22 protein-coding genes are annotated in these 22309 nt (G+C 68.8%); 9 read left to right on the top strand and 13 right to left on the bottom strand.

Annotated elements, in window-relative coordinates:
- The first annotated feature begins 692 nt into the window (after positions 1–692).
- Entirely contained in the window at positions 693–1703 is a 1011-nt protein-coding gene (locus SRB5_RS05150; protein WP_153450201.1) for a terpene synthase family protein, read from the top strand.
- Positions 1704–1827: 124 nt separating this feature from the next.
- Here SRB5_RS05150 and SRB5_RS05145 read toward each other — a convergent pair whose 3' ends face one another.
- Positions 1828–2178 carry a peptidoglycan-binding domain-containing protein gene (locus tag SRB5_RS05145; RefSeq protein ID WP_153450200.1) on the bottom strand — a complete coding sequence of 117 codons (351 nt, stop codon included), beginning with the start codon at positions 2176–2178 and terminating at the stop codon, positions 1828–1830.
- Positions 2179–2246: 68 nt separating this feature from the next.
- On the opposite strand from SRB5_RS05145, the gene SRB5_RS05140 reads away from it, so the two are divergent.
- Entirely contained in the window at positions 2247–2603 is a 357-nt protein-coding gene (locus tag SRB5_RS05140; protein WP_153450199.1) for a YbbN family protein, read from the top strand.
- A gap of 7 nt (positions 2604–2610) precedes the next feature.
- Here the strand turns inward: SRB5_RS05140 and SRB5_RS05135 are convergent, their stop codons facing one another.
- From SRB5_RS05135 to SRB5_RS05125, 3 genes are read right to left on the bottom strand one after another with little or no spacing between them, the layout of a single operon-like run.
- Positions 2611–3633: a hypothetical protein gene (locus SRB5_RS05135; RefSeq protein ID WP_153450198.1), complete on the bottom strand. Its 1023-nt coding sequence runs from the start codon at positions 3631–3633 to the stop codon at positions 2611–2613.
- An 8-nt stretch (positions 3634–3641) separates the two neighbouring features.
- Positions 3642–3971 (bottom strand): protease inhibitor I42 family protein, encoded by a 330-nt coding sequence (locus SRB5_RS05130; RefSeq protein ID WP_194292831.1) that lies wholly within the window; start codon positions 3969–3971, stop codon positions 3642–3644.
- A 37-nt stretch (positions 3972–4008) separates the two neighbouring features.
- Positions 4009–7086 carry a C1 family peptidase gene (locus SRB5_RS05125; RefSeq protein ID WP_194292830.1) on the bottom strand — a complete coding sequence of 1026 codons (3078 nt, stop codon included), beginning with the start codon at positions 7084–7086 and terminating at the stop codon, positions 4009–4011.
- Positions 7087–7671: 585 nt separating this feature from the next.
- Between SRB5_RS05125 and SRB5_RS05120 the strand changes: the two genes are divergently transcribed.
- Positions 7672–8232 (top strand): TetR/AcrR family transcriptional regulator, encoded by a 561-nt coding sequence (locus SRB5_RS05120; protein ID WP_153450195.1) that lies wholly within the window; start codon positions 7672–7674, stop codon positions 8230–8232.
- Positions 8233–8252: 20 nt separating this feature from the next.
- On the opposite strand, the gene SRB5_RS05115 is transcribed toward SRB5_RS05120, so the two are convergent.
- From SRB5_RS05115 to SRB5_RS05105, 3 genes are all read right to left on the bottom strand, one after another.
- Entirely contained in the window at positions 8253–8903 is a 651-nt protein-coding gene (locus tag SRB5_RS05115; RefSeq protein WP_323377084.1) for an HAD family hydrolase, read from the bottom strand.
- A 115-nt stretch (positions 8904–9018) separates the two neighbouring features.
- Positions 9019–9747 carry an SMI1/KNR4 family protein gene (locus SRB5_RS05110; RefSeq protein WP_153450194.1) on the bottom strand — a complete coding sequence of 243 codons (729 nt, stop codon included), beginning with the start codon at positions 9745–9747 and terminating at the stop codon, positions 9019–9021.
- 315 nt (positions 9748–10062) lie between these two features.
- Positions 10063–10557 carry a GNAT family N-acetyltransferase gene (locus SRB5_RS05105; RefSeq protein WP_153450193.1) on the bottom strand — a complete coding sequence of 165 codons (495 nt, stop codon included), beginning with the start codon at positions 10555–10557 and terminating at the stop codon, positions 10063–10065.
- Between the two features lie 184 nt (positions 10558–10741).
- Between SRB5_RS05105 and SRB5_RS05100 the strand changes: the two genes are divergently transcribed.
- Both SRB5_RS05100 and SRB5_RS05095 read left to right on the top strand, forming a co-directional pair.
- Complete coding sequence (locus SRB5_RS05100; RefSeq protein WP_323377081.1) at positions 10742–11116, top strand: S24/S26 family peptidase; 375 nt, start codon at positions 10742–10744, stop codon at positions 11114–11116.
- Positions 11117–11439: 323 nt separating this feature from the next.
- Positions 11440–12303: an alpha/beta hydrolase gene (locus tag SRB5_RS05095; protein ID WP_153450191.1), complete on the top strand. Its 864-nt coding sequence runs from the start codon at positions 11440–11442 to the stop codon at positions 12301–12303.
- Positions 12304–12360: 57 nt separating this feature from the next.
- Here the strand turns inward: SRB5_RS05095 and SRB5_RS05090 are convergent, their stop codons facing one another.
- A complete protein-coding gene (locus tag SRB5_RS05090; protein WP_323377077.1) occupies positions 12361–13980 on the bottom strand; it encodes a transposase in 1620 nt (539 codons plus the stop codon).
- A 464-nt stretch (positions 13981–14444) separates the two neighbouring features.
- Positions 14445–14912 carry a MerR family transcriptional regulator gene (locus tag SRB5_RS05085; protein WP_323377076.1) on the bottom strand — a complete coding sequence of 156 codons (468 nt, stop codon included), beginning with the start codon at positions 14910–14912 and terminating at the stop codon, positions 14445–14447.
- 67 nt (positions 14913–14979) lie between these two features.
- Between SRB5_RS05085 and SRB5_RS05080 the strand changes: the two genes are divergently transcribed.
- Positions 14980–16569, top strand: a complete 1590-nt coding sequence (locus SRB5_RS05080; RefSeq protein ID WP_153450190.1) for an MFS transporter — start codon at positions 14980–14982, stop codon at positions 16567–16569.
- Here SRB5_RS05080 and SRB5_RS36260 read toward each other — a convergent pair.
- Complete coding sequence (locus SRB5_RS36260) at positions 16502–16975, bottom strand: hypothetical protein (RefSeq protein ID WP_323377075.1); 474 nt, start codon at positions 16973–16975, stop codon at positions 16502–16504. The two genes, SRB5_RS05080 and SRB5_RS36260, sit on opposite strands and share 68 nt — an antisense overlap.
- A 238-nt stretch (positions 16976–17213) precedes the next feature.
- Between SRB5_RS36260 and SRB5_RS05070 the strand changes: the two genes are divergently transcribed.
- Complete coding sequence (locus tag SRB5_RS05070) at positions 17214–17888, top strand: class I SAM-dependent methyltransferase (protein ID WP_323377074.1); 675 nt, start codon at positions 17214–17216, stop codon at positions 17886–17888.
- Between the two features lie 106 nt (positions 17889–17994).
- Here the strand turns inward: SRB5_RS05070 and SRB5_RS05065 are convergent, their stop codons facing one another.
- On the bottom strand, positions 17995–18396 hold the full coding sequence (locus tag SRB5_RS05065) for an Imm7 family immunity protein (RefSeq protein WP_323377072.1): 402 nt from the start codon (positions 18394–18396) through the stop codon (positions 17995–17997).
- Between the two features lie 534 nt (positions 18397–18930).
- Between SRB5_RS05065 and SRB5_RS05060 the strand changes: the two genes are divergently transcribed.
- On the top strand, positions 18931–19455 hold the full coding sequence (locus SRB5_RS05060) for a GNAT family N-acetyltransferase (RefSeq protein WP_153450189.1): 525 nt from the start codon (positions 18931–18933) through the stop codon (positions 19453–19455).
- A 67-nt stretch (positions 19456–19522) separates the two neighbouring features.
- Here SRB5_RS05060 and SRB5_RS05055 read toward each other — a convergent pair whose 3' ends face one another.
- Together SRB5_RS05055 and SRB5_RS05050 are read right to left on the bottom strand one after the other, a co-directional pair.
- A complete protein-coding gene (locus tag SRB5_RS05055) occupies positions 19523–20818 on the bottom strand; it encodes an MFS transporter (RefSeq protein ID WP_153450188.1) in 1296 nt (431 codons plus the stop codon).
- Positions 20815–21303, bottom strand: a complete 489-nt coding sequence (locus tag SRB5_RS05050) for a MarR family winged helix-turn-helix transcriptional regulator (RefSeq protein ID WP_323377070.1) — start codon at positions 21301–21303, stop codon at positions 20815–20817. Before SRB5_RS05050 ends, SRB5_RS05055 begins: the two co-directional genes overlap by 4 nt.
- 564 nt (positions 21304–21867) lie before the next feature.
- Here SRB5_RS05050 and SRB5_RS05045 point away from each other — a divergent pair.
- On the top strand, positions 21868–22029 hold the full coding sequence (locus SRB5_RS05045; RefSeq protein WP_153450187.1) for a hypothetical protein: 162 nt from the start codon (positions 21868–21870) through the stop codon (positions 22027–22029).
- Positions 22030–22309: the final 280 nt, after the last annotated feature.

The raw sequence follows: 22309 nt of genomic DNA, 5'->3' as shown, positions 1-22309 counted from the left end.
TTTCCGAGCAGGAATTACAGGCCTCGCTCGCCTTCCGACCCGGTGGGCGCCGCCATCCCGCCGTCGAACCGGCACCGGCCGTTCCGGTACCCGGCGTTCCTGGCGCGTGATCCAGCGACGCGATAGGGATTGGCGAGATCAGCACGCCAATATCTGCCGCGTCGCAGAGCGAAGGAGCCCCGGGTGAACGCAACCGGCCGGCGAAAACCCACCCCTGCCCCGGTCGCGGCGATACGCCTGCCCCCACGCAGATCCGCCGGTCGCAGCCCCGCCACCGCACCCCGCCCGGCCGTCCCGTTCGTCCGTGAGAGCAAGGGGCACCCGCTCGCACGGCAGACCCTCGACCGCATCGGATACGAGGCCGAACAACGCACCACGGGCCTGATCCGGCCCCGGGAAACCGCCCCGAACCAGGCCACCCGGGCTCACGCCGAACCGCCGTCGCCCCGGGCGCGCTGAACGAACCTCCCCACCAGTCGCACACTCTCGCCCAGTGCTCACGCATGTCCACGAGTGGCGCATATCCATCGGAGCTATGCCGGGCGGATATGAACCCGAGATGGCCGGCCGGGACCGCGGACGACGTCGGAGAGAACACCGCGATGTGCGACACCCGAACAACCAGGCGATCCACACAGTGAGAAGGGACCCCTTGCGTGACTGCCGCCGTACGGTCTGAACCCTCACGATCCATGCCACCGCCCCCGGCCCGGATTCCGGAGATCTGGTGCCCGCTCCCCCGCAGAACGCACCCGGACGCGGCCCGCATCGACGCCCACATCATCACGTGGGGACAGCGCGTCGACCTGATCCGCACCGAGACGGCGGCCAGACACTTCCGCAAGGCCGGCTTCGGCCGGTTCGCGGCCTCCGTCTACCCCAGAGCCATACGCCTCCCCCTGGCGAGCGAGTGGCAACTTCTCAACTGGGTCATCGACGACACCCTCGACGAGGGCTACGCCGCCTTGCCCGAAGCCGAGCGCGAAACGCTCGCCCGGGAACTGATGGCCCAGCTCACGACGGACCTGAGCCCGACACCACCCACCGGCCCCCTCGCCGCCGCCCTGGGCGAACTGTGGCAGCGCACCGCGGGCGCCATGTCCCCCGCCTGGCGCCACCGGTTCACCGCCCACTACCGGGACTGGCTCGCCGCCACCCTGCGCCAGCACCAGCCGGTCCCCCGCACGGACCTGGTCTCCTACATCCGCAGACGGCGCCTGAACTCGGGCTGCGAAATGAGCTTCGACCTGATCGAACCCGCCAACGAATACGAGGTCCCCGCCGACGTCGTCGCCAGCGACGCGTACACCCTGGTCCGCTACGCCGCGAACAACGTCGTGTCATGGACCAACGACCTGTACAGCATCCGCAAGGAAGCAGCCCGCGGCGACCACGACCACCTGGCCGCCGTCCTCCTGGCCCGCTCCCCCAGCGACGGATGGGACGAAGCCATGGCCGAGGCCACGGCCATGGTGACGGCCCACACCCAGGACTTCCTCGCCGCGAGCGAGGACCTGCGGGCCATGCGCCACCTGTTCGGGCTCAACAAGCAGGCCTGGACCGAGGTGGAGGCCTCACTGGACGACCTGGCCCTGTGGATCTCCGGCAGCCTGCACTGGCACCAGTGGTCCCCGCGCTACCACCAGGTGGACCCGGCCCCGGCCGGGGAGATCCCCGACTACCTGGAACCTCATCTGCGATAGCCCGCGAACGGCCTCCCGCTCGCCCGCCCCGGGGACCAGGGCCACCCCGTCATGAGCCGGCGGTCTGCGCCGCCTGTGGTGCGCGGAGGAGTACCGGGGCGGGTACCTGTGACGACGGGCGGTCTCACGTTCCGCCGGGGCCGTTGTAACGGATCCGTTCGTCGCCCCAGGTACCGGCGTGGAGCATCGCGTCCCGTGTGAAGGGCCCGTAGACGCCGTCGACGAAGGCGCCGATCTGGGCCTGTACGCGCTTGAGCGCTGCCTCGGTGACGGGGCCGAAGTAGCCGTCCTCCGTCAGGCCCTGGTTGTAGCACTGGTTGAGGCTCACCTGCAGGGCCAGCGCCGCGGGGCTCTTGTGCTCGGGGCCCTGGTGCTCCCAGCGCAGTTCGCAGGTTGTGTCGGTTCCCGAGCAGACGGGCAGCCAGACCGTGCCGGCGGCCGTTTCGACGGCCGCGTAGTCATCACAAGGGTTCATGGGAAGTGCTCCTGTTGTTCCGGACCGCTGAACGTGCGGGACCGGCGGGATGCCGTGACGATGGACGTATGAACGCGACAGCACCGGGGTCTGCGGCCCCGAACGACGTGATGGATGTGGAGACGTTCTACGGGATCATCCAGATGGACCGGCTGAGTCTGTGGATGGCGGACTCTTCCGGTTGCTGGTCCTGCAGGCGGTTGCGCGAGCGCTACCGCCGGTTGTCCCGTGTCTACGAGGGCAGGGTGGAGTTCTGCCGCGTGGGGCGGGAATTCGCTCCGGTGGTGTGCGACGTGCTGAACGTGGGAGCCACTCCCGCCACCTTCGCGTTCCGCCGGGGTGAGGCGCTGGACTGGCCCTGGCCCGACGGTGTTCCCGCGAAGTCCGAGGCGCAGTACCGTGCGTGGCTCGACAGGCATGTGTGAGTGTCCGTCAGAAGGCTTCGAGGCGGTACCGGGGTCCGGTGCCCTGCTTGCGGAACCGGAAGGCGAGGGCCGAGGCGGGAAGGGCGATCCGCTGTTTGAACTGGACGAGCTCGGCTCCCTGGAAGACGCCGTCGATGGTCAGGTCGACCGAGGCCGTGGCCGACCCGTCCGGCGGAAAGGCGATCTCGTGCTGTGCGACGTTCTCCTGCAGGTCCGCGCCGGTCAGAGTGCGCTGGCTGCCCGCGCCGGCGGAGCTGCCCGAGCGGTAGACCCAGCGGAGCAGCAGGTAGTCCTGCGTCTTGGCCCGCGGGGTGAGGTCGAAGACGAGTTTGACCTTCTTGATCTCCTGGGCGGGCTCGTAAAGGAGTGAGACCCCGGCCGGGCCGACCTGGGGCTCCAGGCGGGTGACGGAGCCGTGCAGTCCCGTGCCGGGCTGGAAGTCGACCGCGACTGTGACGCGGGCGGTGGCGGGAAAGCCGCCCCACGCGTCGGAGATCCTGTCCTCCACGACACCGCCGCCGGCGTCGAACTCGCCCTGTCCGCAGGGATGCATCGACGTGTCGGGACTCTCGTACACGCAGTCCACCACGTACCGCGAGACCAGCCACTCGGGAGCGCTGCCGACCACCACCTTCAGTGCCCGGTACTGGACCGGTGGTGGACAGCTCTGCCAGCGGATCTGCAGGTCCTGGCCGTAAGCCTGCACCTGCATCTTCACGAGCTGCCCGGAGCGGGTACGGACGGCGACGACGCTGCCCGTCACGAGTTCGTTGATTCCCTGGGGGTGTCCGGGGACGGCAGCGCCGTTGTAGGTGAGTGCCGCCAGGTCCTGGTAGCCCAGTGACTCGTAGCGCACCACGCCCAGTGCGCACACGCGTGCTCCGAGGAGTGGGACGAGTTCGCGGCCGCCGCCTTGCAGTTGCCGCCACCACACGTCGGCCCGTCCCATGCCGGTGGCTTCGATGCCGGCCTCCAGGTCGAACCTGCGGTTGCCCCGGAGGAGGCCGGCTCCTGTGGAGCGGGTGAGCATTCCGGTCCTCATTCCCTGATGTCCAAAGTGATCCGGTACACCTGCTCGGCCGGGCCCGTGCCCCCGCGCAGCTCGAGGACGAGCTGCGCGGGGGCCGCGGTGGTGGCCTTCACCGGGAACCGGAAGACGGCCAGGGTGCCGCCGGCGCCCATGGCCTGGCCGGGGTCCGGCGGCTTCACGACCACCTCGGGGCGGTCGAGACTGCTCTGGTCGTACGAGGCGACTTCCCAGTGCAGGCCGGTCAGCATGTTGACCGGCAGGGTGACGACGAGCACATCACCGACGTGGAGGCGGATTGTCCTGCCGTCATCCGTGTGATCGACCCGTACTTCGTGCACGTCTTCGTCCTTTGTGAGGCGGTGGGTGGGCATCGGTTCAGTGGACCCCGACCCCGAACATCTGGTAGTCGATGCCGGCCTGACCGTAGCCGATCTTGAAGAAGCCGGAGGCCGCCCAGTGGGGGCCCCAGCTGTTCTTGCAGATCCAGGCCTGGTCGTAGTCGCTGTAGCCGATGACGCAGACGCAGTGGCCGCCCCAGTTCGTTCCCGGGGAGTTGCTTACCCGGTAGACCGCCGAGGGCAGGGTGTTGGCCGAGAAGAAGTCGAAGAAGTCCTGGTAGACGGTGAATCCGGCGACCAGGGGGGAGTACTGGCCCACCGACAGCCAGTCCTTCATCTGCTGCGCGCTGTTGAGCACGTAGTAGTTGTCGATCCGGGTGACGCGGCCGGCCGAGTCGGAGCACGGGGTGCAGGCGGGCGTCGGGTGGGACGTCGTCGCGGGCCCGACGTAGGGGAAGCACCCCTCGTCGGCCACTCCGGTGTCGCGCCACCACGTCAGTGCGCGCTCCGGCCACCAGCCGCCGTTCGACTCGCCGTAGTTGCCGCAGGTCCGTCCCTCTGCTCTGCCGTGGCAGAAGAAGAGGTGGGCCTCGGAGAAGTCCGGGTTCCGGTCCGGGTGGTATCGCTTGAGCGCGCCTTCCACGGCCGCGGTGGTCCCGAAGGCGACGCAGCTGCCGCAGTTGCCCTGGCTTCGTACGGGCGAGATGTAGTTGTACCCGTTGATGTCGCGGAAGTCGAAGGCGCTGGGTGCGGCCGTGGGGGCACCCATGGCCAGCTGGGCATTTTGAGCCAAGGCGTGGTTGGCCTGGGCCTTTAGCTCCCGGCCCCACAGGCTCAGCTCGCCGTTCTGCAGGTCGGGCGTGAAGCCGAGCGGGTAGGGAGCCTTCGGCGCGCGTTCGGTCAGGGACTGCCCGGGCTGAGGCGGCTGCCCGGGCTGGCCGGGCTGGCTGGGTGCGACATAGCCCGTTCCCGGCGCCGTCGGTGCCCCACCGCTCGAGGAGGCCGGGCCGGTGGGCTGCGGCGGCTTCCCGAAGGTGGCCACCAGGCGCTGGCGGTAGGCAGGGTCGTGGAGGGCCGCATCCACCAGTTCGGCCGGGATGGACGGTTCTCCCAGGGACGCGACGATGTCGAAGCCCAGAGACATCGACGACTCGAAGATCGGGAACGCGCCGGAGGCGTTCTTGCCCCGCCAGTCGCCGGTCAGGCCCTGGAGCTTGTACTGGATCTTCGGGGTGTTCTCGCCCGTGTAGTCGTCGGGGTGGATGGGGAAGAGGAGTTCGTGGGTCGGCAGGTTGTTGGGGTTGCCGCTGGCGTCGACGGCCACCAGCGTGTACCCGGATTCCTTGGGCCGCGGCGGCTCGTTCGGGCGGGTCGGTGGTGTCCATTCCCACTTGAACAGCGCCTTGGAGTTGGGGTCCGCGACGTAGGCGGCCTCGGCGAAGATCAGTTGTGTGCGCGAGATCCACCGTGTGGGGTAGTACGCGAAGGCGGCACCCGTGTCGGAGATGGGCAGGGTCTGCTTGTACTTGTATCCGACGTACGGTTCCTTGAAGTCGACCACGAGTTCCATCTGCGCCGACGTCGGTGCGAACGGGGGCGTGTACTGGATGATCCCCTTGGTCTCGCCGCCGTCGTCGCCGCTGACGGCGGCGCACTGCACCATCCTCGGCCCGGTGGGCGTCGTGTAGCTGGCGGAGGGCACCATCCGCTTGATCAGCGAGCTGTTGGAGAGCACGACGTTGAAGGCGAGCTTGATGTCGTCTTCTTCCACGAACAGGTGCTTCTGCGGGTCGAATGCCCCGAGCTGCTGCTCGAAGTTGAACGACACCTGGTGGATGTTCTCGCCGATCCCCGTGAAGGTGAGCGTCTGGTCGAACTGCGCCGTGTCGGAGAGGGAGACGCTCTTCATCGCCACCGAGACGCCACCGAAGAACCCGCCGGGCGCGGACGCCTCCACGGGCTTGGGGTCGGGCTGGATCCACTGGCCCACTTCGAGTTTCACGTACTGGTCGAAGATCGCGTCGAGGAGCTTGGCCAGGTCGACGCCGGTGGGCGGCTGGCCGATGACGCTGACGTCGAGTGCGTGCTGCTGACGCAGGTCCGCACGCACCGACTGGTAGTCGAAGGAGCCGTTGACCAGGCCGAAGTAACTCGCCCGTGCCTTGGCGTTCCACGAGAAGTAGTCGTAGGCCTTCTTCTTGTAGCCGCTGGCCTTGATCTGGCACTGGGGGATCAAGTACTGGTAGTGGTAGGTGAACATGATGGCCACCTGCGGCGCGTACGGCGGGTGCCCGGCCCCGAGCATCGCCGCGAAGTGATCGGCCCCGTCCGCGGTCAGCTCGACCGCGAAGGCGATCGAGGACGAGGAACCGACCTCTACTCCCTTGAGCGACTGGCCCGGCTTGGCGAACGAGTCGAGTCCGAAGACGTCCATCCTTCCCGGGCTCAGCCGCAGCGGCTGGAAGTTGAACGCGCCACCGATGGGGTTGATGTTGTAGAGCGTCTTGATCAGGTTGGTCCACTGCTGGCGCTGGCCCTCGCCGGGAAGCTCCACCACCAGCTCGATCATGAAGCTGAGGATGCCGCCGAGCGTGGTCTTGCTGCCGTCGGGGTTGTTCCTGACCTTCTTGGTCACCAGGAAGGCCGGCTCGCCCTCCGGATTCTTGGCGATCCGGCCCCAGCGCGGCGCGTAGAACCATGTGTTCGGGTTCTGCCCCTTGAAGAGCACGAAGGGCATCTGCGGGTCCGTGGCGATCGCGACGGTGCCGTCCACCAGGTTGAAGTTCGGCGGTGGCGCGGCGGTCAGGTCGATCGTCGTCGACGGGTCGAAGGGGTCGGGGATCATCGCCGGCAGGGGCGCGGAGGCCGGCAACTCGTCGGGGTTCAGCTGGGGGTAGCTGATCGCCTGGCCCGCGGGAGGGATTTCCAGCGGTCTGTCGACGGTGACTCCCGGCGGCGGGGCAAGGATCCCGGGCTGCTGGGATCCCGGCGAGGCCGGCTCTGCCGCGGGGTTTCCCGGCGGCTCCGGCGCACTCGGCGGGTAGCTGGAGGACGAAGGCGGCTCCGGCTCTATCGCTGACTGCTCCGGGTTCTCCGACTCCGGACGCTCATCCATGTGGGTGCCTCTTCTGTGAGAGAAGTGGATGTGCCTATGGCGCTGGAGCGGGCATTGCGCGGCCCCGGGATGCGTCATTCGGCGAATATCGCAGGGAACGGAATATTCCACTGATATACACCTATTAAGGAGAAGTTCGGCACGGCGGCCACCCGGGCAAGGTCGAACGGGTGAAGGCAGACAGTTGAATTGGGCACTTCCCGATCGGCTGCCGGTCACGACACAGCGACCGGCCGACCCGCGCGCGCGAGGGCGAGGTCGGCGTCCGATCGAGCCCGCCAACAGGCCGGCCGCACGCGACAGCTGTACCGACGAGGCGTCGAGCCCGCGAAGTTGGCATGACGAGGTCTTACGGCATGAAACTAATGCCATTAGTTTCATCGCCAATTACCTGAGAGGAGTGTGATGGAAACTTGGCACTTCAACGTTCAAAACGGCCAACAGGACAGCCGAATCCCCTACGACCTGACCGGACCGCAGGGCGGGCCCGCGCTACGGCGAGGTCCGCAGCCCGGCCCTGATCATCACCGGGACCCAGGACCCGCGCCCCGACCGTCGTCCTGAAGTTCCTGACAGGAGCGTGAGATGGCCAGAGTGGGACTGACGCCCGACGCCGTACGCGACGCCGCGATCGCGGTGCTGGACGCCGACGGACCCGAGGCGCTGACCCTGGCCCGGGTGGCGGCGCGCACCGGCGTCGCCGTCCCCTCTCTCTACAACCACGTCGACGGGCTGGCCGGGCTGCGGCGCACGGTCGCGATCCAGGTGACGGGCGAGCTGGCCGACCGGGTCGCCGAGGCCGTGCAGGGACGCGGCCGCGACGACGCGGTCAGCGCCCTGATGTTCGCCTACCGCGGCTACGCCGTCGAGCACCCCCGCCGTTACGAGGCGATCCCCCAGGGCCTCGTTGACGACCCCGACCTCCAGGCCGCCGGCGACCGCATCCTGCAGCCCATCCTGGCGGCGCTGCGCGGATACGACCTGCCCGACCAGCAGACCCTTCACGCCGCCCGCTGCGTACGCGCCGCCGCCCACGGCTTCGCCACCCTCCAGGCAGCAGGCGGCTTCCGGCTCCCCGAGGACCTGGACGCCAGTTACACGGCGCTCATCCACATGGTCACCCACGCCCTGGCCGACTGGACGTAGCGCCGCACGGGCACGGCCGCCTAGCCCCCGGCCACGAAGGCGAGGATGTCGGGTACCGCCTCTCGCAGACTCGTGAAGTGGCGGTGCACTCCGTCCACCCCGCCCGGGGTGTTGACCCCCCACACTGTCATCCCGGCCCGCCGCCCGGACTCGACGCCCGACGGCGCGTCCTCGACCACCAGGCAATCCTCCGGCTCGGCACCAAGCCGCCCGGCGGCCAGCAGGTAGGGGACCGGCGACGGCTTGCCCTCGTCTACGGCGGCCGCATCCACGACCACGCCCGGAACCGGCAGGCCGGTCCGGGCGAACCGTCCGCGTACCCGATGCTCATAGTTGGACGTCACCAGCCCCCAGCACCCCGGAGGCAGGGCGGAGAGCAACTCGGACGCGCCGTCGAAAGCGCCGTAGACACCCGACCTGACGTCCTCGTCCTCCAGCTCGTGCAGCACGGCCAGGCACTCCTGCGGGTCCCGGTCCGGGGCGACCTCCGCGAAGGTCTCCATCGGCCGCGTCCGCAGCGCCAGCTCGTGGACCGCGTCGGGATCCAGTCCGTAACGCCCCGCCCACGTCTTCCAGACACGACGCTGGTTGTCCGTCGCGTCGATCAGCGTGCCGTCGACATCAAACAGGACGTACTTCCCGAAATCGGACTGAACGCGTTCCCTGGTCACCCCTTGATCATGTCACCACCCCTCCCCCGCAACGCAGCCAGGTCTGCCCGGCCCCAGTAACTCCGCCCGGGCTCGGGCCGTAGGCCACCAGCCCGTATCGCCCCCGTACGCCGGATCACCGACTGCCGTCGAGCCAGTCCCCCGGGATCAGGTCCCGAACGCGGTCGAGGTCTGCCGCTGTCCGGCCGCGGGCCAGAACGGCCGCACCGCCGTCGTCACGCAGAAGAACATCCTGACCCAGGAACCACCGGATTCCGTTCTCCACCTCGCCGATCGGATACGCGGGGAACGGCAGTCGCACGGCGTGCTCCTCGATCAGTCCGACGGTGTCATCGTCCGCGTCCAGGAAGTCGCAGAGCTCCCCATCGGCCTGCAGGGACTCGGACAACACGATCTCGACGAAGCAGAGGGAAAGACGCTCCAGCCACGCCTCCCACCGCTCGGCGCTCTTGTCCGCAAGATCGGGCCGGACGAACACCGCAGGGTCGTCGTCCCGGAGGCTGTCGAGCAGGACGCCCCAGGACGCGGCTCCTTGGTTCTCGTGGCGGAAGACCAGGGCCTCCCCGGCGGCATCCACGTACAGCTCGGCCGGGCCGAGCAGCACGTCATGGTTACTGGTGAGGTCTCGACGGCGCCCGAACAGCAGGTACGCCTCGCGCAGCGCTGCCGGCAGCCGGACACCCAGCCGCTCCTCCGCCGCGACCAGATCGGCCTCCGCCCACCCGTCACCGCTCTCCAGGGCACCCGTCCAGTGGGCGGTGAATCCCCGGACGAATACCCATGCACCGCTGCGGTCTTTCACACCATCGGCAAGAGACGCAGCAAGTTCGAACTCTTGTGTCATGCCAGGACGATAGCGACCGCCGCCGCGGCAACGACACCGACGCCCGTCGCGAGCCACGTTCCACTGCGTACGACGGGCAGAAGCCGGTCCGGGTCCTCCTTGTTCCGCGCGATGAACGGCGTCACATGTCGACCAGGGTCCCGGCCGAGGCGGCGATCATCGTCAGGTACAGCGGGAGGGCTGTCGTCGCCATACCGACCCGTGCACCGCGTTTGTCTGGGCCAGTCCTCTTCCTGATCACGAATTCGATCATCTCGCTGCGGGAGGCATTCATGGTCGCGTGCGAAACGGCGGGGGCGAGCCGGCGCCCAAGGTCTATGGCTGCAGATCTCGCTGGTGCCAAGTCCCAGACTCGCCTCCCAGATCGGCCGGGGTCGCAGGTCCGACCGGATCGAACCCGGCCTTGGCCAAAACCTTCTGGGACGCGGCGTTGCCGTGAGAGGTAGCTGCCCGCAGTGTGCGCAGGCCATGCACCGCAGCCGCCGTACGGCACAGCTCCCGGACGGTCTCGGTCGCCACGCCGCGACCGGCGACCCGCTCCGCGACCCGGTAGCCGAGTCTGGCGGTGCCGTCCTCCAGGTCGTACAGGTTGAACCTGCCGAGTACCGAACCGTCCTCGGCAACGAGCACGTAGAAGGCGCAGACGCCGTCCTCCTGCTCGGCCAGCGCGGCGTTGAACCGGTCGGTGAACTGGTCGAAGAAGTCGTCGCCGCGATCGGGGATCGAGGCAGCGAAGTAGGCGCGGTTCGCCAGCTCGAAGGCCAGGACCGCCTGGGCGTGGCCGGCATGCAACCGCTTCAGCTCGGGCATCGCCCGACCCTACCCAGATCGTGCGCTGAGGCCACTGAATTTCCGCCGGCGGCAGACTGCCCCAAGCCGCGGCTGGACCAGACGCGGGTCGCCCTCGCCGGTTGCGCCCCGGTCCTGATCGTTCCTGGTCCCACGGAGAAGTAATTCGATGGGACGAGGCAGGGGAATCTGGCACGATCGCCGGGTGGGCGCATTGGACGCAGTGGCAGGCAGGGTTGCCGGCGGGGCCACGGTGACATTCCGGCCCCGCGGCTCCTCCATGGTCCCGCTGATACGCAGTCGACAGCAGGTGGTCGTTGCCCCGGTCGACCCGTCGAAACTGGAGGTCGGGGACATCGTCCTCGCCCGTGTAGCCGGGACGGTCTACCTGCACCTGGTGTCGGCCGTGGACCTCGCCGGGAAGCGGGTCCAGATCAGCAATAACCGTGGCCGCGTCAACGGATGGACCGGCCACAATCGCGTTTTCGGGATCTGCGTGGCGGTCGACGGCGTCACCCGATCCGGAGCCTATGGGAAGGCACTCGCCGCAGACGACTCCGACACCTCCCCCGCGCAATAACGGTGATGAGAAGACCCGCCGGTCGAAGTCGACGCCGTGCGGCCGTGGTTGGCGACGCGCACAGCGGACGAGCCCATCCGGGTAGTGCAGATGATCTTCACTGAGTAGTGTGAATCATCGGACAGTGGGCAGTCGTTCGCGCGCTGCCCTCGTGGCTCCGCCGCTCGACCGCAGACGCTTGCCATGCACGAAGACGTCTCTGCGGCTGGACGGCGCGCCGCAAGACGACGTCTCGTTCCTCGGCCGTGAAGTGATGCGCGGCGTCGGGAAGAGCGACGCGCGTGCCGCCGACGTCGCAGAGGACCAGAAAGTGAGTGAGACAGATGCAGCCTACGTTCGTACTGGTTCACGGAGCCTTCGCGAACTCCTTCTCCTTCGCGCCACTCCAAGCCGAACTCGGCCTCCTCGGACACCGCTCCGTCGCCGTAGACCTTCCGGGGCACGGGTTCGCCGCGACGTACCCGCACTCCTACCAGGCGCCGCAGGACCTCGAAGAACTCGCCACCGCACCCGGGGCCATCAAGGGCGTCACGCTCGCCGACAACGCCGCGTACCTGATCGGAATACTGGAGCGGGCCAAGGGGAACGGGCCCGTCATCCTCGTCTCACACAGCCGCGGCGGCATGACGGCCACCGTCGCAGCCAACCAGCGGCCCGATCTGATCGACCGTATCGTCTATGTCTCCGCCTGGTGCCCCGTCGACCTCGACGTCAGCGCCTATTACGCCGAGCCCGAGATGGCCACGGTCGACGCCACAGGACTGGCATCGGCGATGGTCGGGAACCCCGCCGAGCTCGGGCTGCTGCGCTCCAACTTCCGCACCGCCGATCTCGGCGTCATCGCGGCCTTCAAGGCGGCTTTCCTCGCCGACGGGACGGACGAGGAGTTCATGGTCTTCCTCAACACCTTCCAGCCCGACGAGAACCTCGACGCCGGCACACCCGATGACCGGGCGCAGCCCGACAGCTGGGGGCGAATCCCCAGGACGTACATCCGGTTGACCGAGGACACCAGTGTGCCGCTCGCCATGCAGGACCGGATGATCCGCGAGGGCGACGCGCTGACACCGGAGAACCCCTACGACGTCCGTACGCTCACCAGCAGCCACCTGAAGTGGCTGGTGGACCCGGCACCAGCAGCCCGAGTGCTGGGTGACATCGCGGCGCTCTTGCCTGCCGAATCATGATCGGATCCAGATGAGGAGAGCAACGACGGCGACAGTGCCGAGGTAGACGTACCGTTCCTATTCAGTGAGCAGGAGTGGGTGTTGGATCCATTCCTGGTCGCTGCGGACATCCCGAACGGTGTTGGGTGTCCTGGTCGCCCGCTTTCGCCCGGAGTCCGGCGGCACGGATCGTGTCCGTGGTCCGGGGAGCCGGGGGCGGGTTTCCTCACACCTTCGGGTGCCGTGTCCGGCCTGGGCGGTCCGATGCCCCTGTCCATCGCTCCGGTGGGCAGGGGGCGGTGCCGTCCGTCGCCGGATACGGTGCCCGAGGGCGCGTCGTCCGATCGCCACCGAAGCGGCATCGTGACGAGTCGGTGTACGTGTGCTGGTGGTGAGGGGCTTCTGCCAGTGCCGGGCACCCCACCGTGAGGTATAGGCCGGATCGACGGCCACGATCGGGATGCCGAGTTCCGCGGCCATCGACACCAGCCGCGCCCGCAGCCTCGCCACCGGCATCCCCGCGATCACATGCCGGAACCGTTTACGCCGGCCGTGCTTCTCCCGGGTCGTCTCGCCGGTGAAGTCCAGCTCCTCGACCGCGACCGCCAGGCCGTGCCGGTCGGCCCAGTGCAGCAGGCGGGTGAGGGCGTGGCGGATCTGCGCGTCGCGGTGTGTGGCCGGGCCGGTGAGGTCGTAGGCGAAGCGGCGGGGTTCACCGACGGGATTGCCGTGGCGGTCGAGGCGCCAGGCCGCGAGGTGGTCGGCGTTGGTGTCCACCCCCACCACACCCCGCGCCACCGCCGCCGCCAGCGGCACCACCTGCACCGGCGGGAGACTCCAGGCGGCGGTCAGGTACCAGCGCCCGCGCGACGGGTCGAAGGTGACGCGATACGCGACCGCCCGGTCCGATGTGACGCGATCCGCCCACTCGTCGCCCCGGTGCGCGAAAGCGACCGTACCGGTGAGGGTGTAGCGGCCGTACGGGCAGTTCGCCAAATGGGCCAGAGGGGCGGGCAGCTTGATGCTGACGCCGCCGCCCGGTGTGACGCGGATGGTCTCGTTCCCGAACCGCTTCCCACTCTCCCCGTCCGCGGACAGAAACCAGCGCGCCGCCTCCCACCCCTGGCGCCACTGCTCCTGGGTCAGTCCCGCCTCCTGCAGGTGGTGGCGGTTGCGGGCGCGTCCCTTGCCGCCGCGCACCACCCGCACCCGACCCGCCTCATGATCCGCGCGCTGCGTGTCGAGCCGGTCCCGCAGGACCCCCAGCCGGCGCGACTTGGCGAACCACTCCCGCTTGGAGCCGTAACCGCCCGGTGCCCGCTTGCTGCCCTTCGCGCCGATCGGCAGCGACAGGCGGTGCGAGATCGTGGCGATGCCGGCCTGGAGGTTCTGGATGTGTGCGTGCTGCCCGCGCCGGGCCAGCCCCCACTGATCGTGCGACGCCTTCGTGATCGACCCCGCCCACCGAGACGACGACAACGGCGTCAACACCCGCTTACGCACCGCCCACGACTCCGCCGAATACCCGGTCCCGTCTCTGCAGCGTTGCTTCAGGTCCGCGGACGCCAGCGAACCCAGATGCGCGCCGACCTGCCGCAGCACCGCCACATCCCCCGGCGTGAGGTGCTTCAGACGGGTACGCACCGACACCCCGGACGGACCCGCCACCACGAACGACTCCGCCACCACCCGCACCACACCACCCCCTCACCCCAGATCAACCCGACCACTGCTGTGATCAACGACCCGGGCCCGCAAAAGTCACCCCATCAGACAAACCCGCAGACACCACACACTCACTCCGACCCGCTCACGCTCACCCATTCACACTCATCAGCCAACAGCTCCAACCCTCGCTTGTCGCGTCGGGTTGCGACGGTCCGGGATGACGCGCCGGCCAAGGGCCTCGGCCGGCGCATCGCCTCCTCCAGCAAGGGCTGAAGGGTGATGCGCGCATGCAGATGAACTGATCTTGATGCCCTTTTGCGGAGCCGCGTGGGATGGGCGGCAGCTTCTTGGGAGCGCCTGCAGCATGCTGCTGTGGCCGTACGGAGGTCGAGTCGACGTTGATGTTCCCATCGAGGCCGCCGTCGGCGTCAGCACTGCCCTGAACGTAATGGAGGAGCGTCTCCCAGGTCCGCACCCGCCTGGCCCGGGATTGCTCAATGAGTGCCCGGTGTCCTGTTGGGCGCCCACAGCCGGTCGGCGTCGCCGGCGGCCAGCCGGCCTCGGTAGACGTCGATCTTGTGGCCGATGAGTTCCAGGTTCTCCTGGAGCTCGGCGATCTTGGCCTGCACGTCGTCACGATGCGACTCGAGCAGGTCCAACCGGCTCTCCTCGTTGCCCCGGCCCGCCGCGACGAGTTCGGCGTAACGGCGGATGACCCGGATGGGCATGCCGGTGGCGCGGAGTCTGGTGCAGATGGTGATCCATTCGAGGTCGAGCCGGTGATAGCGGCGCCGTCCGGTGTGCGTGCGGTCGACGGGGGTGACGACCAGGCCGACACGTTCGTAGTAGCGCAGGGTGTGCACGCTGACTCCGGTGCGGCGGGCGGCCTCGCCGATGCTCAGGCCCGCCTTCGGATCAGAGTCGGCGTGCCCGGATTCCGGCTGCGGATTGACCTCGACCACGCTCTAGATCCTAGCTTCGTCATCCGTTGCCGCTCACCCCCACCACCGACCGATGGGACGAACCCGCATGCCCGAACTCAGCCGACGGCGCCGGCTGTTGGTCCTCGCGATCTGCTGCGCCGGCGTGATCGTCGTGGTGATGGACATCTCCGTCGTCAACGTCGCACTGCCGTCGATCCGCCGCGACCTGCACGCCTCGGTGTCCGGTCTGCAGTGGACCGTCGACGCCTACACCCTCGTGCTGGCCGGCTTCCTGGTGCTGGCCGGGTCCACCGCCGACCGGGTCGGGCGCCGGAAGGTCTTCCAGATCGGCCTCGCCGCTTTCGGACTCGGCTCACTGCTGTGCGCCCTCGCGCCGAGCCTCACCTGGCTGATAGCGGCACGAGCGCTGCAGGCCGTCGGCGGCACCATGCTGAACCCGGTGGCGATGGCGATCGTCGCCACCACATTCCCCGAACCGGCCGAGCGGGCCAGGGCCATCGGCGTGTTCGGTTCGATGACCGGCCTGTCGCTGGCGCTGGGCCCCATCATCGGCGGCGCCCTGGTCGGCGGCTTCGGCTGGCACTCCATCTTCTGGATCAACGTTCCGATCGTGGCCGCCGCGATCGTGTGCACCGCACGGTTCGTACCCGAGTCCCGCGCCGCTCGCGCACGCCGGTTCGACCCCGTGGGCCAGACCCTGGTGATCCTCGTACTGGGCGGAACCGTCTTCTCGATCATCGAGTCCAGGCAATTGGGCTGGACCTCACCGGTCATCCTGGGCCTGCTCGCCGTGACCGCGCTCGGCGCGACAGGCATCCTCTGTTACGAGCCATGCCGCGCCGACCCGCTGCTGGAACTGCGCCTGTTCCGCAGCGTGCCGTTCAGCTCGGCAATCCTGATGGCGCTCTTCGCCCTGTGCGCGTTCAGCGCGTTCCTGTTCGTGACCACCCAGTACCTGCAGGACATACGCGGCCTCTCGGCACCGGCAGCCGGACTGTGCCTGCTCCCGGTCGGGGCACTCGTCGTGACGCTCTCCCCACTCACCGGCCGACTGATCGGCACGCGAGGCCCCAGGCTGCCACTACTGACCGCCGGGAGCGCACTGACGCTGGCCGGCGCCGTCTCGCTCCGGCTCGGACCGGCCACCCCACTGCCGGCCATGCTCGCGACCTACCTTCTGTTCGGCGTCTTCATCGGCACGGTGAACCCGCCGATCACCAACACAGCGGTCTCCGGGATGCCCCGCTCGATGACCGGGGTGGCCACCTCACTGGCCTCCGCGGGCCGACAGACCGGAACCACCCTGGGCGTCGCCGTCTCCGGCACGATCGTGGGCTCGGCCCTGCCAAGTGGCGCGACGGCATTCACCGACGCGGAGCGCGGGGTGTGGTGGTTGGTGGTCGGGCTGGGCCTGGGCATCGTGGCTCTGTGCCTGCTCAGCACGGGGCAGTGGGCTGTGAGCACGGCCGCGAGGGCGGCAGAGTCGTTCGAGGAGGTGGATTACGGGGTGGCCGCGACATTATCGAGACCGACACCGGCTCCTGCTGACTCGCCACCACCCGCGCCCAAGGGGAACGAGGAGCCGTCTGTAGCGCAGTCCGCCCGCTCTATCGAACGGGCCCGCGTTCATCGACAGTCACGGTCCGCTCCGACAGGAAGATGTCCCGGTCGATGAGGCCGTAAGCAATGTTGAACGTGTCGAGCCAGTACGACCAATCGCGGATTCCCAGGGCGCTGGTGAACCGGTGGTTCAACTGCCAGCGGATCCACTGCCCGGGAAGCAGTCGAACTGACGGCGGCCTGCGCGGCCGAGGCGGCAGCCCGAAGAGCGGCTCCACACGAGCGAGAACGCGGAGCCGATCGCCTTCGTCACGCAGGCTGACACCGATCTGGCGAAGGGCTTTCCGGCTCGAATGCGGCTCGAAACTATCACGCTCGGACATCTGGATAAAATGGGCAAATCCTGAGGGTACTCGAGGTAACGAAAAGCCGACTGGCGCCTCGTTCCTGCGCGCAGCGGCCTCCCCACCCCGAGACTGCTTCGTCCACGACGTCTTGATCCACTGCACTGTGATGTCCACCCCACCTGCCCTTCGCCGAGAGGGTACGGCCAGCATCTGCTCGACATCACCCAGGTTCCGACGCAACTGCCTGGCCCTTGGCGACAGAACTCACTTGGGTCTGGTGCAGCCTCCAGGACAACGACTTGCACCGACCTGGTCTCCGTGACCCAGGGCGTCACCTCCGGGCAACAGCACATCCGGGTGAGATTCCCCGGAACACATCCGGCCGCCCCGCACAGACCGCCAGGATGCCCGGGTGACAGCGACCCCAGACCTCTGGCACCACTACGGCCGGAACCGCGCCGCCAACGACCCCGACGTGCCCGCCGCGTTCTCCTGGACGCGGGACCAACACACCGGGCCCGGAGTCGAAGCGCTCGGTGACATCGCGGGCGCGGTTGTCGCGGACCTGGGCGCCGGACCGGCCCGTCACGCCGCCCACCTCGCCGTCCGCCACCAGCCCGCCCGCGTCGACGCCATCGACGCCTCCCCCGCCCAGCACGCGATGGCCTGCGGCCTGTACGGCGGGCTGACGCCCCGGCTGCACCTGGTGCACGCCGGCGCCGTCGACCACCTCCGGGCCCACCCGGACACGTACGACGTGGCCTACGCGGTGTTCGGCGCACCGGATTTCACCGATCCCCGCGTCCTGCTGCCGGAGGCGGCACGTGCCCTGCGTCCCGGCGGCCGGCTGGTGTTCTCCACGCTGGCCCACTACCGCGGCGGCAGTCCCGCCGAGATCGACGTGATCCCGTCCTCCGCACCGGCGAAACTGCCTGACGGCAGGGCGGCGACACTCACCCGGTGGGTGCTGCGGGCATACGTCTGGGCGAAGCTCCTCGAGGCCGCGGGCCTGGCCGACGTCACCGTCGAGGAGTTTCCGGCCGTCGGCGGAGGGCTGGGCACTCTCCTCGTAAGCGCGTCCCGCTGAGTTCGGCCGACGGGGAATCGCGAAGCTCTCCTGGTCCGCATCGGGCTGCGGGGCGTGGTCGTCGACGTTCGTGCGGTCGGCGAGCACGGCATCGTCAACGCCCTGGTCAAGCCTTACCGGTGAAGCGGTCTTCCAGCTTCGGGATGCACGGGGACAGCAGTGCCTCCGTGTGCAGCGTAACGGCGCCCCGGGCGAGTCTGAGTACGCGTACCTCGTTCTCGTGGCCCGGGTCCTCGTCGTCGCGAATGTGCAGGAGGCCGTAGGAGCCCGGGGCGACCGTCGCGACATGGTCGAACAGGCCGATGACATCTGGCGACGAACGGTGATTGGAATGGCCTCCCAGGTGGATGAACGGCTCACCGTTCATCCACCTCAGATCAAGGAGGTAGGGACTGGCCATCCCGGCGATGCGAAGCTGCAGCTCGTCCACGATCTGCCGAAGCCGGTCGTCATCGTCGTCGTCAACGGCGGTCTCTCTGACGGTGATCCAGCCGTGGTACTCGAACACACCGCAATTCTAATGAGGCAGGTCGAGTCCCGACGGCCCTGGCCACTTCATGATCCGCCGGATGTGCCTCAGAGCGTGCGACCCGATTTCGTGGCCCGCCAAGCTGCGGTAACGCACCCTTCCTCCTATTCCCACCACCCCTTGGCATCGCCGTGCTCAAGGAGCTTTCGTATCCCCGGCAGCCGGCGGCCAGCCGTACTCGTCGACCTCCAGCCGGAAGTGGACCTTCACGTGGTCGTCTCCGACGTCCGTCACCACCATGTCCGTTCCGCAGGCCAGGCCGATGCCTTCGCATACGGACGGCGTGACGCCACCCGCAGTGGAGGCCTGGGACATCATGCCGGATGGATCTACCAGCAGGTACTCGGACGCGGTCGTCCGCCGGGCGTCTCCGATATATGCGCGAAGATCGGCTGCGAACCGCGGACTGTCATGAAGCGCCTGACCCTGAACGCGGCTGCCTGACCATAGGTTGGTCATCGGCCACTGAAGCTTCGGATCCCGGGGAGGGCGCGATTGAGTCAGGCGGACGACATGAAAGTGACCGAGGGCGGTCCTCACGCGGCGGAGCAACTGCTGGTGATGCTCGACGAGCACAGCTCCTGGCTGGTCCCGGTCCAGTACGTAAACCTGATGGCAACGCTGGAGTGGGAGGAACACCCACGCCCACCGATCGTCAAGCAGATACTGAGCCACGCCCGGGACGGACAGATACGGATCTGCCGGAACCGCCTGGGCCGCCCGATGGGTGGATCCGTACTGACCGGCACGGCCCCGGAGTTCGTTCCCCGGGCGGAAGAGCCGGAGCTCTACCTGCACTTCCTCGTGACCGGGCGGGAGGAAGCACGGCGGTCCGGCATCGAGGCCCTCGTCACCGATGCGCGAGCCGAGGCCGCCCGCCGCGGTGTGCGGCTGCTCCGGACACACTGCTGGGCCGGCGAGGACGGCCGCCTGGTGCGCGAGTACGAGGAGCTGGGCTTCACGGCGACGTTGGAGTTCGAGGAGCTGCGGTCGGACGGGTCGTACTGGCCGGGCCGGATACTCCAGACCCGGGTGTGATCCGGCCACGGCGCCTTCCCATGGCGGGTGGCGCAGGGGCGCAGGGGCGCAGGACATCGTGGCCCGATCAGGAAACCTGACCAGCGGTCACCGCCGTGTCGGCGACCCCGGGAACGGTCGGCTTCGCGGCAGCAGACGGCGTGCGGTAGGCGCGAAGGGGTGCGTTGGTCGTGGCTACGGCGGCGATCGCCAGGATGGCGGACAGTCCGCCGAAGACCAGGGAGAAGGAGGCGGAGGTGGCCGAGGCCAACAGGCCGCCACGGAAGTTGCCGAGTTCGGGGCCCGCGACGCCGATGACGTGCTCTACCGAGGAGACCCGTCCCCGGAACGCGTCCGGGGTCTCCAATTGGACCAAGGCACTGCGGGTGACGACAGACACGGTGTCGGCAGCACCCGCCACGGCCAGGCATCCGAGCGCCAGCCACAACGGCCCCGCCACGCCGAAGCAGGCCAGCGCCAGGCCCCAGAGCCCGGCCGCGGACAGCTGGACCAGGCCGCCGCGGCGCCAGCGCGTCACCGTGCCGGAGAGCAGGCCGGCCGTGATCCCCCCGACCGCGACGGCCGAGAGGAACAGGCCGAGGGTCTGCGGGTTTCCCCCGAAGCGGATCTCGTTGACCAGCGGGAAGAGCGCGACGGGCATGGCGAGCAGCGTTGCGGACAGGTCGGTGGCCATCGAGCCCCACAGCGTCGGGCGGCGCAGGACGATCCGCCGGCCGCCACGCTCCGGCCGGCGCCTGCCGCCTGCCGCGTCGGCGCCCTCGGGCCGCATGGGAGGCAGGCGGATCACCGCGAGCATCGAGACGATCATGGCCACGGCCTGGGTCGCGTATGCGGCGGGGAGGCCCCAGCTGGCGATGATCAGCCCGGCCAGCGCGGGCCCGGCCAGCATCGCGGCCTGGAAGGAGACGTTGGTCAGCGCGAGACCGGCCGCGACCTGGTCGCCCGGCAACAGCCGGACCGGGAAGGTGCGTCGGGCAGGAGCGCCGAGAGCGCTGCAGCTCGTCCCCACGGCCACCAGGGCGAGCAGAAGCAGCACGTCGCGGTTGTCCGCCAGGGCCTGAGTGCACAGCCCTGCGGCGGCCACCAGTTGGCCCGCGGTGGTGGCCCGTACCACCGTGCGGCGGTCATAGGTGTCGGCCAGCGTGCCGCCGAGCAGACCGAACAGCACCATCGGCAGGCCGGTGGCGAGCCCGATGGCGCCGGTGCCCACCGGGCTGCCGGTCAGGTCCCAGACCTGGGCCAGCACGGCCACGTTGGTTATCTGCCCGCCGACTTGAGAGGCCGAGGTGCCGAACCACAGGTCGCGAAACGACTGACTGCTACGCAGCGGGCGGGTGTCGAGGAACCGGACACGCCCCCTCATCGCGGTGGCTCGACAAGGTGGTGGAGGATCCGCTGCCGCATCGACCGGCGTTCCAGCGCCCGCCGCACTTCCTCGACGACGGCGGTCATCGCGTACGGGACCTCGTCGTCCAGCTCGGCGACCGTCTCGTGGGTGGCGCGCCACTCCGCCTCCAGGAACGGCACCAGCGACCGGCCGCGCTCGGTCAGGTCGATCCGCCGGGTGCGGGCGTCTGGTCCCGGTTCAGAGGTGACCAGATCCTCCTTGCGCATGGCGGCGATGGTCTGGCTGATCGCCGAGTGCGAGCGGTTCAGGGACTTCGCGAGCTCGCGGATGGTCAGTGGTCCGGTGTGGGCGAGCCGGATCAGCGGATAGGCGAACCGGGGCCGCACCCCCTTGATGCCGCGCTCGACGTAGAGCTGCTCGATATCGGCGTCCATGGCTGCCAGCAGCTCGTGCAGGGAGTGCCAGGGATCGGGTAGCGCTGTGGGATCTGAAGATGTCACAGCGCTAATATAACAGTGCTGCGATAATCAAGGCTCGTGACTCGCCCAGCCCCGACTGCCAGAGACACCGACCGCTGCACACTTCCGCCAGGTACGACCCAGGTGTTGGCCCGCAGCGAGGGCCGGATGTTCTGCCGCTTTCCGAGAAGACCACCCAGACGACAGGCGGCCGCGACAGAGCGGGCCAACGACACCTCACCCGACGGGAAAGCGACGGCCATACATGCGCGTGACGATGACGAGCGCTGCGGGGCACCCCGTGAATTGCCGAGGCCATCGAGCAGACGACGGACGAGCACCGGGGCACCTGCGACACCACCGACCCCGTCGGCCCGTCGGCGACCGTACTGATCCTGCGTCTGATCGACGGCAACCTCGAGTACCTGGTGCTCGGCGACTCCGTCCTCGTGCTCGACCGAACGGACGGTGCACCGCTCGTTGTCGAAGATCGCCGAGAAGTGATCGTCAGCCGGTCGTACCCCCTCACTCAAAGCCGCACCCAAGGGAAGCGACGAGTACCACCTGACCGGTGCCGCCCTCCTCGGCAACGGAGCCAGCCGCATCGTGGACCGCTTCGAGCTCACCGACTGGACAGGGCTCGTGGCGCTCCTGGCGTCGAACGGACCGGCCGACATCATCCACCGCGTCCGGCAGGCGGAAGCACAGCACGCAGTACCGGCAGACGATGCGACGATCGCCCACTGCACCGAGCTCGGCGAAGCCTGATCCTCACCGACCCCGTGCCCGGTCTCCGAGGCAGCCGCCACCACTCCGCGGGCGAACACAGACCGCTCTCGACAGGCGGATGAGGAAAACGAACGGAATTGGGCGGTGTTCGATATAGCTCAAACCATCTGCCTCAGCCCTCTGGCCATGTACACCGCAGACAAGGACGGCACCGTGCACATCCCTTCGACGACACCGGTGCGATGACGCCGCAGGTATGGAGCCGCCGGCCGGCTTGCCAGGGTGTGGAGCGGGAAGAGCACTCGGCCCGCGAACCGCT

The organism is Streptomyces smaragdinus, from assembly GCF_009604385.1.
Classification (GTDB): Bacteria; Actinomycetota; Actinomycetes; order Streptomycetales; family Streptomycetaceae; genus Streptomyces; species Streptomyces smaragdinus.
This window is presented reverse-complemented; position numbering and strand designations above follow the sequence as displayed.

Excerpts from the sequence above, each read along its gene's own strand:
- SRB5_RS05150 (WP_153450201.1), top strand. The coding sequence starts at position 693 with ATGCCACCGCCCCCGGCCCGGATTCCGGAGATCTGGTGCCCGCTCCCC.
- SRB5_RS05145 (WP_153450200.1), bottom strand. The coding sequence starts at position 2,178 with ATGAACCCTTGTGATGACTACGCGGCCGTCGAAACGGCCGCCGGCACG.
- SRB5_RS05140 (WP_153450199.1), top strand. The coding sequence starts at position 2,247 with ATGAACGCGACAGCACCGGGGTCTGCGGCCCCGAACGACGTGATGGAT.
- SRB5_RS05135 (WP_153450198.1), bottom strand. The coding sequence starts at position 3,633 with ATGCTCACCCGCTCCACAGGAGCCGGCCTCCTCCGGGGCAACCGCAGG.
- SRB5_RS05125 (WP_194292830.1), bottom strand. The coding sequence starts at position 7,086 with ATGGATGAGCGTCCGGAGTCGGAGAACCCGGAGCAGTCAGCGATAGAG.
- SRB5_RS05120 (WP_153450195.1), top strand. The coding sequence starts at position 7,672 with ATGGCCAGAGTGGGACTGACGCCCGACGCCGTACGCGACGCCGCGATC.
- SRB5_RS05110 (WP_153450194.1), bottom strand. The coding sequence starts at position 9,747 with ATGACACAAGAGTTCGAACTTGCTGCGTCTCTTGCCGATGGTGTGAAA.
- SRB5_RS05105 (WP_153450193.1), bottom strand. The coding sequence starts at position 10,557 with ATGCCCGAGCTGAAGCGGTTGCATGCCGGCCACGCCCAGGCGGTCCTG.
- SRB5_RS05095 (WP_153450191.1), top strand. The coding sequence starts at position 11,440 with ATGCAGCCTACGTTCGTACTGGTTCACGGAGCCTTCGCGAACTCCTTC.
- SRB5_RS05080 (WP_153450190.1), top strand. The coding sequence starts at position 14,980 with ATGCCCGAACTCAGCCGACGGCGCCGGCTGTTGGTCCTCGCGATCTGC.
- SRB5_RS05060 (WP_153450189.1), top strand. The coding sequence starts at position 18,931 with ATGAAAGTGACCGAGGGCGGTCCTCACGCGGCGGAGCAACTGCTGGTG.
- SRB5_RS05055 (WP_153450188.1), bottom strand. The coding sequence starts at position 20,818 with ATGAGGGGGCGTGTCCGGTTCCTCGACACCCGCCCGCTGCGTAGCAGT.